The following is a 12605-nucleotide window of genomic DNA, read 5'->3' as shown; positions in this document are numbered from 1 at the left end:
TTTGTTGTCTCTTAAAAAAGGAACCCAAAATGGTTCCTTTTTGTTAGTTATTAGTTACTAGCACCAGAAGTAGCATCTGCGCCACCACCGTGGCCGTGGCCGCCATCAGCTGAGTCAGAAGCGCCAGAAGTAGCATCTGCATCACCATGACCTGCAGCAGGAGCGAAAGGTCCGCTACCGCCTACCAAACGTTGACCAGTTTCTTTCAAGTACCAGTCAAGCCATGGTTGGAAGTTAAAGACAATTTCATTGATACCAGCATATGATCCATCAGGATAGTACATAGCTTGGTAGTTGTGAGTATTGATAACACCTGCTGGAGAACCAGGAACAATTGTACGTACGTATTCTTGGTTGCCATTGCGAAGTGTACCGATAACCCACTCAACGTTCTTCATACGTGCAGGTGGAAGTGATCCGTGAACTGTTGACATACGGCTACCTGATTGAGGTGGTACACGTTTCGCAAACATTGTTTCTGGATCTTGATGAGCGTTGTTGTAGTATAGGAATTGGTTGTTATCGTCAGCATATGTCAATTCAAAAGGCATAGCTTTCAAGAACATATCGATTTGATTAACTGTAAGGATACCATGGTCAAGTTTAACGTATGTATCACCAGATACAGCTCCTGTGATTTCTGCAACTTTTTCTACCCATTCTGGATCATCAGGGTCAACTTCTGTAATAGTTGTGGCAATTGGTTTTCCACAATCCAAATCTTCTGGTTCAATTGGTTTTGGTTTTTTCAAATTAGATACGACTCCTACGTATTTGACAAAGTTATCTAAGCAAGTTTCAAGGAATTTAACAGTTCCTTCGTTAATAATATTTCCGTTTGCATCAAAAGCTTCTTTGGCTTTTCCAAGAAGGAATTCATTACCTGGTAATGTGTAGGCATTTACTCCTGGTGCATCAAGAATTTTACGAAGGTGAACTTGAGCACGTGAAGTACCTTGGTCATAATATGAAGCACCCACGATCATAACTGGTTTGTTTTCAAATGGATGAACTTCGTATGAAAGCCATTCAAGGACTGACTTAAGTGAAGCAGAAATCGTGTGGTTGTGCTCTGGAGTAGCAATAATCACACCATCAGCTCGAGTAATTTTGTTGTAAAGAAGGCGCAACTGGAAACTTTCGTCCCATTTTTCGTCTTGGTTAAACATTGGAACTTCATCGATTTCCAAAACTTCTAGTTCAAATTTAAATTTAAACTGACGGCGGATGAACTCCAATAGTTTGCGGTTATATGATTGATCGTAGTTTGATCCAACAAGTCCAACAAATTTCATTCTTTCGATCTCCTATCTTACAAATTTTCCCAATCAAAATCTTCAGCATCTTTGCGAAGAAGTTCTTGTGCGTTACGCAATTTCTCGGTAACTTTAACAAAGATACGGAAGTCATCAAAGATGGCATCCAATTTCTTGATGACATCAAGATCTACCAAGTCACCATTTTGATCAAATGCTTGAAGAGAATGAGAAAGCAAGAATTCATCTGGAAGAACATTTGCTTTGATTTCAGGAGCATTAAGGATTTGACGAAGTTGCAATTGAGCGCGTGAAGAACCGAGTGTACCATATGAAGCACCTGTAATCATAACAGGTTTGTTCAAAAGTGGGAATACACCATATGAAATCCAAGCAAGAGCGCTCATAAGAACAGCTGGGATTGAGTGATCGTATTCAGGTGTACCGATAATAACTCCATCAGCAGCTTCGATTTTAGCAGCGATTTCCGTAGCTTCAGCTGGGATTTGTTTGTCAGCTGGTTTGTTAAATACAGGCAGATCTTTAATTTCTACCAATTCGATTTCTGCTTTGTCAGCAAAGTGTTTCTGCATATATTGAAGCAGTTGGCGGTTTGTGGAACGTTTTGAGTTTGTTCCTACAATAGCAATAAGTTTAAGCATGGGCTTTCCTTTCTCTTTTGCATTATTAATTAATTACCGTTGGATACCAGATGAACAAGCGACATGTCCATCTTTATAAATGAGAATGGCTTCGATACCATCAATATTTTCGACTTGCCACATAATAGAGGCGCTACGTTCGCCAAACAAACGAGTGGTCCATATCTCACCGTCGACTGAACGGTCAGATACAATGGTTAAACTGGCTAAATCCGTTTCAATGGGATAACCTGTCTCACTATCAAAAATGTGATGATAATCCTTGCCGTTGATTTCAAGATGCCGTTCATAAATCCCAGATGTAACCACTGATTTTCCAGTAATAGACAAGGTCATCAGGTGATTACCGCGTGGATTATTTGGATCTTGAATGCCGATTTGCCACGGACGTCCATCTTTTGATTGGTTGTTCCCAATTGTGAGGATGTTTCCTCCAAGATTGATAAGAGCAGAGGTGACGCCATTTTCTTTTAAGAAAGCTGCAACCTTATCTGCACTGTACCCCTTTGCTAAACACCCTAAGTCAATTTTCATTCCCTTTTTTTCTAGGAAAACCGTAGAATTGATTGAATCGAGTCTAATAAAATGAGGGTCTATCAATGGTAAAACAGAAGCAATCTCTTCAGGACTAGCAACCTTTGCGTCGGAAAAACCAATACGCCAGGTTTGAACCAAAGGACCGATACTGATATTGAGATGACTACCAGGCGCTAGACTATGTTCTAAACCTAAAGAAATCAATTCAAATAAATCAGGGTGAACCTTAACTGGGGCAATTCCTGCTTGATAGTTAATTTCCATCAATTCTGATTCAGTACTATTCGCATTGAAACGGAATTCAAGTTCCTTGAGCAAATCAAAAGCTTGACGGAGAAGATTATCGGCTTGTTCATGAACTAAGGAAATAGTAATCGTAGTTCCCATTAATCGCTCAGATGATGAACTGAGAGGCAAAAAATCAACTCCCTTCAAATCGATTGGAAAGAGTTTAAATCTTGAATTGATAGTATTCTAAAGATTTATATTTCATTTCCATATAAATAGAATATCATAAAGTCAACGTTTTCACAAATTATTTTTTACAAAAAGTCAAGAAATATGCTTATAAGATTTTAGAAAGTTATTCAGGAATTGAGAAATGATGAAAACAATTTTATATAAGATAATATGAGATTAGAAAAATTGCAAAAAAATATCAATTCGGTCAAAAATCTTGTAAACGTTCCCAGATAATGATATACTTGATTAGTAAATAAAAAAATAAAGGTAGGATTTATCTTATGAGTAAAATCGTAGTTGTGGGTGCTAACCACGCTGGAACTGCATGTATCAACACTATGTTGGATAATTTTGGAAACGAAAACGAAATCGTTGTATTTGACCAAAACTCAAACATTTCATTCCTTGGATGCGGAATGGCACTTTGGATTGGTGAACAAATTGACGGACCTGAAGGTTTGTTCTACTCTGACAAAGAAAAATTGGAAGCAAAAGGTGCTAAAGTTTACATGAACTCACCAGTTCTTTCAATCGACTACGACAACAAAGTTGTTACTGCAGAAGTAGAAGGTAAAGAACACAAAGAATCTTATGATAAATTGATCTTCGCTACTGGTTCAACTCCAATCTTGCCACCAATCGAAGGTGTTGAAATCGTTAAAGGTAACCGTGAGTTCAAAGCAACTCTTGAAAACGTACAATTCGTTAAATTGTACCAAAATGCTGAAGAAGTTATCAACAAACTTGCGGATAAGAGCAAACACCTTGAGCGCATCGCTGTTGTCGGTGGTGGTTACATCGGTGTTGAGCTTGCCGAAGCTTTCGAACGTCTTGGGAAAGAAGTTGTCCTTGTTGATATCGTTGACACAGTATTGAACGGATACTATGACAAAGACTTCACACAAATGATGGCTAAAAACTTGGAAGACCACAACATCCGTTTGGCACTTGGTCAAACAGTTAAAGCTATCGAAGGTGAAGGAAAAGTTGAACGCTTGATCACTGATAAAGAAACATTTGATGTGGATATGGTTGTTCTTGCAGTTGGTTTCCGTCCAAACACAGCTCTTGCTGATGGTAAGATCGAACTCTTCCGTAACGGTGCTTTCCTTGTAGACAAGAAACAAGAAACTTCAATCCCAGGTGTATACGCTGTTGGTGACTGTGCGACTGTTTATGACAACGCTCGTAAAGACACTAGCTACATTGCCCTTGCATCAAACGCTGTTCGTACTGGTATTGTAGGTGCTTACAATGCTTGTGGACATGAGCTTGAAGGAATCGGTGTTCAAGGATCAAATGGTATCTCAATCTATGGTCTTCACATGGTTTCAACTGGTTTGACACTTGAAAAAGCAAAAGCTGCAGGTTACAATGCAACTGAAACTGGCTTTAACGATCTTCAAAAACCAGAATTTATGAAACATGACAACTATGAAGTTGCAATTAAGATTGTCTTTGATAAAGATAGTCGTGAAATCCTTGGTGCTCAAATGGTATCTCGTGATTCTGCAATCTCTATGGCTATCCACATGTTCTCACTTGCTATCCAAGAACATGTAACAATCGACAAGTTGGCATTGACTGACCTATTCTTCTTGCCACACTTCAACAAACCATACAACTACATCACAATGGCTGCTCTTACAGCTGAAAAATAATTGATGATATGACAATAAAAAAAGTAACTTCAATAGTGAACTGCACCCCAAAAGTTAGACAGGAAAAAATCTAACTTTTGGGGTGTTTTATTATGAAATTAACTTATGAAGATAAAGTTCGGATCTATGAACTCAAAAAGCAAGGAGAGAGCTTTAGAAAGCTTTCAAATCAATTTGGGATAAATATTTCTAATCTTCAGTACATGATTAAATTGATTGATCGTTATGGGATAAAAATCGTCAAAAAAGGAAAGAATTGTTACTATTCTCCTGAACTAAAACAAGAGATCATTGATAAAGTTCTTCTTGAAGGTCGTTCACAAATTAGGGTGTCTCTGGATTATGCTCTTCCAAGTAGTGGATTACTTTCGAATTGGCTGGCACAATACAAGAAAAACGGGTATACTATTGTTGAGAAAATAAGAGGGAGACCACCTAAAATGGGACGTAAGTCAAAGAAGAAACCTGAAGAGATGACAGAGTTAGAACGTCTTCAAGCAGAAAATGAATACCTGAGAGCGGAGAATGCTGTTCTAAAAAAGTTGAGAGAACTCCGATTGAGGGACGAAAAAGAGCAAGAAGAAAAACGGAAATTGTCCGAGGATTGGTAACAGAGTTTTCTTTAGAGATTCTTCTAAAGATTATTAAGCTTGCCCGTTCAACTTATTATTATCATTTAAAACAGCTCGATCAAAACGATAAAGATTATGATGTTAAAGTTGAAATTCAAGCTATTTTTACTGAGCATAAAGGGAATTACGGCTATCGTCGAATGACTCTTGAATTGAGGAATCGTGGTTTTGTAGTGAATCATAAGAAGGTGCAACGTCTAATGAAGGTCCTTGGTTTAAGTGCTCGAATTCGTCGTAAACGGAAGTATTCTTCATACCAAGGAGAGATTGGCAAGAAAGCAGACAATCTTATTCAACGTCAATTTGAAGCAACCAAACCAATGCAAAAGTGCTACACAGATGTGACAGAATTTACCATTCCAGCAAGCAGTCAAAAGCTTTATTTATCACCAGTTTTAGATGGCTTTAACAGCGAAATTATCTCCTACAATCTTTCTACTTCACCGAACTTAGTACAAATGAAAGCTATGCTAGAACAAGCCTTTACAGAGAACCATTACGAAAATACAATTCTCCATAGTGACCAAGGATGGCAATACCAACACGATTTCTATCATCATTTTTTAAAGAATAAGGGAATCCAACCATCTATGTCACGTAAGGGAAATAGCCCAGATAACGGTATGATGGAATCTTTCTTTGGCATTCTTAAGTCTGAAATGTTTTATGGTTATGAGAATACGTTTCAGTCACTTGAGCACTTGGAACAAGCTATTGTAGACTATATTGATTACTACAACAACAAACGAATTAAGGTAAAACTAAAAGGACTTAGTCCTGTACAATACAGAACTAAATCCTTTGGGTAAATTAATTGTCTAACTTTTTGGGGGCAGTACAATAGTTGAAGTTACTTTTTTTATTTTTAGGTTAAGAAACCTCGTCTCTTGCTGGGAAAGTAAACCCTTCTCCAAGGATTTCGTGAGCTTCCGTGATAGTGATAAAGGCCATCGGATCAACTGTATGAATCATTTCTTTCATCTTGACAATTTCATTTCTTGCGACAATACAGTAAATAATCTTTAAGTCCTTTTTGCTATAGTAGCCTTGTCCTGAGATAAAGGTAACACCACGACCGAGTTCTTCGTTAATTTTATCGGCTAATTCCATCGGTTTTTGAGTGATAATCATAAATCCTTTTCCAGCATATCCACCCTCACCGATTAAGTCAATAACTCTTGAAACGATGAAGTCAAATAAGAGAGTATAGGTTACAAGACGTAGGTCTTGGAAGATGATTAAAATCAACATTAGAATCAGAAAATCAAGTCCAAAAAGCAATTTTCCAACAGAGATATTGGTGTATTTATTAAGGATACGAGCGACGATATCAGTACCACCAGTTGTTCCACCCGCATTGAAAATAACACCAAGTCCAACACCTAGGAGGACACCAGCTACTAAAGCAACCACAACGAGATCTCCTTCAAGGTTAAACTGAAGAGGAATCTTCTCAAAGATAGCTAACCAGACGGAGACAGCGATGGTTCCAAGTAGACTGGAATATAGTGATCTTAGTCCAAATATTTTCCAAGCTAGTAAGAAGAGAGGGATATTAATCAAGATATTCATCAGCGAAATAGGGATGTTAAAGAGATAGTAGGTAATCAAGGTTATCCCTGTTGCTCCACCTTCGAACAAGTGATGTGGAACAACAAAATAGGTAAGTCCGAAGGCGAAAATAGCAGCTCCGAAAATAATAGTTACAGTTGATTTAATATGCCGAAGCATAGAGCTCCCTCCTATATTTATTTGTGCAAAAGTAAAGTAGTGAGAGTTTGACTACAAAAGTTTTATTACAATTTCATGGATTCAATTTTCTCAGAATCAGGTGTGACACGAAGCGTTTTTTGACCTGTATAAGTCACAAATCCAGGTTTTCCACCAGTTGGTTTATTAAGCTTTTTAACCTCAATCATATCAACTTGAACAAGATTGGAAAGGCGTCCTTTCGAATAGTAGGCAGCTAGTTCTGCAGCATCCGTCTTGACTTCGTCAGAAGGATTCAGATTTCCTGAGATGACAACGTGGCTTCCTGGTATATCCTTAGCATGGAACCAAAGTTCCTCTTTGCGTGCTATTTTAAAGGTCAACTCTTCGTTTTGAAGATTGTTTCGTCCAACGAGAATAATGGTTTTACCATCGCTAGCTAGATATTTCTCTGGCTTTTTACGCTTTTGAATTTTCTCGCGTTGGCGTCTTCTAATAAAGCCTGTTTGAATTAATTCTTCACGAATTTCAGCAATTTCATCTAACCCAGCTTGGCTGAGAACTGTCTCTACACTTTCCAAATAAAGAATTGTTGCCTTGGTTTCTTCAATTAGTTCAGTCAGATATTTGACAGCCTCTTTTAACTTCTGATAACGTTTGAAGTATTTTTGAGCGTTTTGGTTTGGTGTTAAAGCCTTATCAAGTGCAATTGTGATAGGCTGATTGGTGTAGTAGTTATCTAATATGACTTGGTCTTGGTCGTTTGGAACTTGATGAAGAAAAGTCGTTAGTAATTCGCCTTTTTGACGAAATTCTTCAGCGTTTTCGGTAGCTTGAAGTTCTTTTTCTTGTTTCTTCAGTTTTTGACGATTTTTTTGTAGTTCATTTTCAACACGACGAATGAGTTCACTAGCCTGTTGTTTGACACGATCACGTTCTGCCTTATCTTTGTAAAAAACATCAAGAAGTTGAGATAAGCTTGAAAAATGTCCTTCAATTTTAGTTGAAAAAGGGACACAAGAAAAAGACTTATCAGTTAAGCATGGATTTGTTTCTTGATTAAAAAAGTTACGGAAATTGGAAAGTCTTTCAATAGTTAATAAATTTTCTAATTCAAATGCCGTATCACGGCCTAAACCTTGAAAGAGAACTTGAAGATTTTTAGCTGTCAATTCCTGTGTTTGTAGGATTTCAAAAAGTTTTTCATCCTTGATGGTAAAAGGATTGAGAGCCTCCGTACTTGGTGGTGCTAAGTACGTTGCACCAGGTAGGAGTGTACGGTAACTATTTTGAGAGAAACCAATGTGTTTGATAACCTCAAGAACTTTATTGCTAGACTTATCTACAAGGAGAATATTACTATGTTTACCCATAATCTCAATGATGAGGGTGGCTTGGATATTGTCTCCAATCTCATTCTTGTTAGAAACAGTGATTTCAACGATTCGATCGTTTTCAATCTGCTCGATAGACTCGATAACAGCACCCTGTAAATATTTCCTCAAAACCATGATAAAGGTAGAAGGTTGAGCAGGGTTTTCAAAGGTCGTTTCTGTTAACTGGATGCGTCCGAAAACAGGGTGAGCAGAAAGGAGCAGACGATGACTTTGGCGATTGCTACGGATTTGTAAGACCAATTCTTGGTCAAAGGGTTGATTAATTTTTTGAATGCGACCGTTTAGTAATTCAGCTCGCAATTCCTCAACCATGTGGTGTAAAAAAAATCCATCAAATGACATGGTTCTCTCCTTATGAATGTATTCCATAGTATTATATCAAAAAGGTAGAATAAAATCATAGAAATATGGTATAATAAAGCCAAGTAAAGAGAATCGAGAAGCACATGTATATTGAAATGGTAGATGAAACTGGTCAGGTTTCTGAAGAAATTTTAAAGCAAACACAAGAAATTTTGGAATTTGCTGCTAAAAAAATTGGAAAAGAAGACAAGGAGATGGCAGTCACTTTTGTGACCAATGAACGCAGTCATGAACTCAATTTAGAGTTTCGTGATACTGACCGTCCAACAGACGTTATTAGTCTTGAATACAAACCTGAATTAGAGATTACCTTTGACGAAGAGGATTTGGCAGAAGATCCTGACTTAGCAGAAATGATGTCAGAATTTGATTCTTATATCGGCGAGTTATTCATTTCAATTGATAAAGCGCATGAGCAAGCTGAAGAGTACGGTCATAGTTTTGAACGTGAAATGGGCTTTTTAGCTGTGCACGGTTTTTTACACATAAACGGTTATGATCACTACACTCCGGAAGAAGAAGCGGAGATGTTCGGTTTACAAGAAGAAATTTTAACAGCCTATGGACTCACAAGACAATAAACGAAAATGGAAGAATCGCGACTTGCTTTCAAGTTTAGATTTTGCCCTGACAGGTATTTTTACTGCCATAAAAGAAGAGCGTAATATGAGAAAGCATACGGTGACTTCTCTCTTAGTTCTACTTGCAGGCATTGTTTTTCAAGTTTCCAGAATTGAATGGCTATTTCTCCTATTAAGCATTTTTTTAGTAATTGCTTTTGAGATTTTAAATTCTGCTATTGAAAATGTAGTGGATTTGGCTAGCCATTATCACTTCGATATGCTTGCAAAGAAGGCTAAAGACATGGCTGCAGGTGCAGTTCTTGTTGTGTCTTTATTTGCTGCAGTGACTGGACTTATCATTTTCATCCCTAGGATTTGGGATTTGCTATTTTAAACATTATAGAGGTAACTATGACATTTAAATCAGGCTTTGTAGCCATTTTAGGACGTCCCAATGTTGGGAAGTCAACTTTTTTGAATCATGTCATGGGGCAAAAAATTGCCATCATGAGTGACAAGGCGCAGACAACGCGCAACAAGATTATGGGAATCTACACGACCGATAAGGAACAGATTGTCTTTATCGATACGCCGGGAATTCACAAACCTAAGACAGCTCTTGGAGATTTCATGGTAGAGTCAGCCTATAGCACTCTTCGTGAAGTCGATACCGTTCTCTTTATGGTTCCTGCTGATGAACCACGTGGGAAGGGTGACGATATGATTATCGAACGACTCAAGGCTGCTAAGGTTCCTGTGATTCTCGTGGTAAACAAGATTGACAAGGTGCACCCAGACCAACTTTTGGCTCAGATCGATGACTTCCGTAATCAGATGGACTTTAAGGAAATTGTACCGATTTCAGCTCTACAAGGAAATAATGTTTCGCGTTTGATCGATATTTTGAGCGAAAACTTAGAAGAAGGTTTCCAATATTTCCCGTCAGATCAAATCACAGATCACCCAGAGCGTTTCCTAGTATCAGAGATGATTCGTGAAAAAGTTTTACACTTAACGCGTGAGGAAATTCCACACTCAGTTGCAGTAGTGGTTGATTCTATGAAACGAGATGAGGAAACCGATAAAGTTCATATTCGAGCAACCATTATGGTCGAGCGTGACAGCCAAAAAGGAATTATCATTGGTAAAGGCGGTGCCATGCTCAAGAAAATTGGAACCATGGCTCGTAAAGATATCGAACTCATGCTAGGTGACAAGGTCTTCCTAGAAACATGGGTCAAGGTTAAGAAAAATTGGCGCGATAAGAAATTAGATCTTGCTGATTTTGGTTACAACGAAAAAGAATATTAAGAAGAGGTGGGCAGTAGCCTGCTTCTTGTTTTTAGAAAAGGAGGAGCTATGCCTGAATTACCTGAGGTCGAAACGGTTCGGCGTGGACTAGAAAAATTGATTCTGGGGAAGAAGGTTGCTAGTCTTGACATTCGTTACCCCAAGATGATTAAGACAGATTTGGACCAATTTCGAAAGGAACTGCCTGGTCAAGTTATCTTATCAATGGGACGCCGTGGCAAGTATCTACTTTTCTATTTATCTGATAAAGTCCTTATCTCACATTTGAGAATGGAAGGCAAGTATTTTTATTACCCAGACCAAGTTCCAGAACGTAAACACGCTCATATTTTGATACATTTTGAAGATGGTGGTACTTTGGTGTATGAGGATGTTCGTAAGTTTGGGACTATGGAATTGCTTGCTCCGAAGCTTTTAGAAGCTTACTTTGTTACTAAAAAATTAGGTCCGGAACCGACTGAGCAAGATTTTGATTTAGCAAGATTAAAACTAGCCTTGAAAAAGTCTAAAAAACCAATTAAATCTCATTTGCTGGACCAGACTCTTGTAGCAGGATTAGGAAATATCTATGTTGATGAAGTTCTTTGGAGAGCGAAGATTCATCCGTTTAGAAGTTCTAATAGTTTAAGCTCCCAAGAGGCTAGAAAAGTCCATGATGAAACCATTAAGGTTCTAGGACAGGCTGTTGAAAAGGGAGGGTCCACTATCCGAACCTATACCAATGCTTTTGGAGAAGATGGCACTATGCAGGAATTTCATCAAGTATACGACAAGGCAGGTCAAGCTTGTTCGCGTTGCGGAGCTATCATCGAAAAGATTCAACTTGGTGGTCGTGGAACTCACTTTTGTCCTAAGTGTCAAAGGAGGAAGTAATGGCTAAAATCATTGGAATTACTGGAGGCATTGCATCTGGGAAGTCAACTGTTATAAATTTTCTTAGACACAAAGGGTTTGAAGTCGTTGATGCGGATGCCCTTGTGCACCAACTACAAAAACCAGGTGGACGTCTCTATCAGATTTTAGTGGAGCACTTTGGGGAGAAGATCCTTCTTGAGAATGGTGAACTGAATCGCCCCATTCTGGCTAGTCTTATTTTTTCAAAGCCCGAAGAGCAGGAATGGTCTAAGAGAACCCAAGGAGAAATTATTCGTGAGGAGTTAGCCATTTTACGAAATCAGTTGGCTCGGACTGAAGCACTCTTTTTCATGGATATTCCCCTGCTTTTTGAGCAGGACTATGCTTCATGGTTTGACGAAACTTGGTTAGTCTATGTAAATCGTGATGTTCAATTGGAGCGATTAATGAGACGGGATCAAATTTCAAAAGAAGCAGCTGAATCCCGTTTAAACTCTCAATGGCCTTTAGAAAGAAAAATTAGTCTGGCTAGCCACAGTCTAGATAATAATGGAAATCAAGAACAGCTGATAGCTCAGGTAGTTCAGTTGCTTGATGAAATGTGTCTATAAATCAACTTTGTTAGGAAGGAGAATTTTGGTATTGTTTGTTCAAGTCATCTTAGATTAAAATAGTATCAAATACAAAAATCTAGTGCGTGTAAAAATTAATCTAAAATGCTCCTCTTGTGGCAGCATGAATTATCTAACCAGTAAGAACTCTAAAACACATCCAGATAAGATTGAAGTCTTAAAGTATTGTCCCAAAGAAAGAAAAGTGACTCTACATCTTGAATCTAAGTAGAAATTATGGTAGAATAATAGGGATTTTAAGGAGTTTGATATGTATAACCTATTATTAACCATTTTATTAGTATTATCTGTTGTGATTGTGATTGCAATTTTTATGCAACCAACTAAAAATCAATCTAGCAATGTATTTGATGCCAGCTCAGGTGATTTGTTTGAACGTAGCAAAGCGCGTGGTTTTGAAGCCGTAATGCAACGTTTGACAGGAATCTTAGTCTTTTTCTGGCTAGCCATTGCCTTAGCATTGACGGTATTATCAAGTAGATAAGAAAATAATGGGCGAGACTAGGTCTTTGCCTATTTTTATTTTTGAAAGAAATAAGGTTTTACGCCAAAAAGAAAAATTTT

The 12605-nt window shown here is 38.0% G+C and carries 14 protein-coding genes; 9 read left to right on the top strand and 5 right to left on the bottom strand.

Features of this window, described 5'->3' with window-relative positions:
- Positions 1-50: 50 nt before the first annotated feature.
- From HW271_RS05190 to HW271_RS05180, 3 genes are read right to left on the bottom strand one after another with little or no spacing between them, the layout of a single operon-like run.
- The gene (locus HW271_RS05190) at positions 51-1295 is read right to left on the bottom strand and encodes an NAD(P)H-dependent oxidoreductase (protein ID WP_178895124.1); all 1245 of its coding nucleotides are present in this window, start codon (positions 1293-1295) and stop codon (positions 51-53) included.
- 17 nt (positions 1296-1312) lie between these two features.
- The gene (locus HW271_RS05185; protein WP_004252640.1) at positions 1313-1918 is read right to left on the bottom strand and encodes an NADPH-dependent FMN reductase; all 606 of its coding nucleotides are present in this window, start codon (positions 1916-1918) and stop codon (positions 1313-1315) included.
- Between the two features lie 33 nt (positions 1919-1951).
- Positions 1952-2872 carry an FAD:protein FMN transferase gene (locus tag HW271_RS05180; protein WP_178895123.1) on the bottom strand — a complete coding sequence of 307 codons (921 nt, stop codon included), beginning with the start codon at positions 2870-2872 and terminating at the stop codon, positions 1952-1954.
- Between the two features lie 326 nt (positions 2873-3198).
- On the opposite strand from HW271_RS05180, the gene nox reads away from it, so the two are divergent.
- The gene (gene nox, locus HW271_RS05175) at positions 3199-4578 is read left to right on the top strand and encodes a H2O-forming NADH oxidase (protein WP_178895122.1); all 1380 of its coding nucleotides are present in this window, start codon (positions 3199-3201) and stop codon (positions 4576-4578) included.
- Positions 4579-4670: 92 nt separating this feature from the next.
- Positions 4671-6019, top strand: a protein-coding gene (locus HW271_RS05170; RefSeq protein WP_178894523.1) for an IS3 family transposase whose coding sequence is annotated in 2 segments (ribosomal slippage) — positions 4671-5112 and positions 5112-6019 — 1350 coding nt in all. Because the reading frame shifts where the segments join, the coding sequence is not laid out codon by codon here.
- A 61-nt stretch (positions 6020-6080) separates the two neighbouring features.
- On the opposite strand, the gene HW271_RS05165 is transcribed toward HW271_RS05170, so the two are convergent.
- Together HW271_RS05165 and HW271_RS05160 are read right to left on the bottom strand one after the other, a co-directional pair.
- Positions 6081-6941: a YitT family protein gene (locus HW271_RS05165; protein ID WP_178895121.1), complete on the bottom strand. Its 861-nt coding sequence runs from the start codon at positions 6939-6941 to the stop codon at positions 6081-6083.
- 65 nt (positions 6942-7006) lie between these two features.
- Positions 7007-8659 carry an NFACT family protein gene (locus HW271_RS05160; protein WP_178895120.1) on the bottom strand — a complete coding sequence of 551 codons (1653 nt, stop codon included), beginning with the start codon at positions 8657-8659 and terminating at the stop codon, positions 7007-7009.
- A 104-nt stretch (positions 8660-8763) separates the two neighbouring features.
- Here HW271_RS05160 and ybeY point away from each other — a divergent pair, with 104 nt between their 5' ends.
- The 7 genes from ybeY to secG all read left to right on the top strand — a co-directional run bounded on the left by ybeY (position 8764) and on the right by secG (position 12525).
- On the top strand, positions 8764-9261 hold the full coding sequence (ybeY, locus tag HW271_RS05155) for an rRNA maturation RNase YbeY (RefSeq protein ID WP_178895119.1): 498 nt from the start codon (positions 8764-8766) through the stop codon (positions 9259-9261).
- Positions 9242-9637: a diacylglycerol kinase family protein gene (locus HW271_RS05150; protein ID WP_178895118.1), complete on the top strand. Its 396-nt coding sequence runs from the start codon at positions 9242-9244 to the stop codon at positions 9635-9637. The genes ybeY and HW271_RS05150 overlap by 20 nt, the downstream gene beginning before the upstream one ends.
- Positions 9638-9654: 17 nt before the next feature.
- The gene (gene era / locus HW271_RS05145) at positions 9655-10554 is read left to right on the top strand and encodes a GTPase Era (protein ID WP_004252648.1); all 900 of its coding nucleotides are present in this window, start codon (positions 9655-9657) and stop codon (positions 10552-10554) included.
- 48 nt (positions 10555-10602) lie between these two features.
- Entirely contained in the window at positions 10603-11427 is an 825-nt protein-coding gene (mutM, locus tag HW271_RS05140) for a DNA-formamidopyrimidine glycosylase (protein ID WP_178895117.1), read from the top strand.
- Positions 11427-12020: a dephospho-CoA kinase gene (coaE, locus tag HW271_RS05135; RefSeq protein ID WP_178895116.1), complete on the top strand. Its 594-nt coding sequence runs from the start codon at positions 11427-11429 to the stop codon at positions 12018-12020. Before mutM ends, coaE begins: the two co-directional genes overlap by 1 nt.
- Before the next feature lie 82 nt (positions 12021-12102).
- On the top strand, positions 12103-12252 hold the full coding sequence (rpmG, locus tag HW271_RS05130) for a 50S ribosomal protein L33 (RefSeq protein WP_007519517.1): 150 nt from the start codon (positions 12103-12105) through the stop codon (positions 12250-12252).
- 39 nt (positions 12253-12291) lie between these two features.
- Entirely contained in the window at positions 12292-12525 is a 234-nt protein-coding gene (gene secG / locus HW271_RS05125) for a preprotein translocase subunit SecG (protein WP_000282517.1), read from the top strand.
- Positions 12526-12605 lie beyond the last annotated feature (80 nt).

The organism is Streptococcus sp. oral taxon 061 (assembly GCF_013394695.1).
GTDB lineage: Bacteria > Bacillota > Bacilli > Lactobacillales > Streptococcaceae > Streptococcus.
The sequence above is the reverse complement of the archived record's forward strand: the minus strand, read 5'-3'. Positions and strand labels throughout refer to the sequence as shown.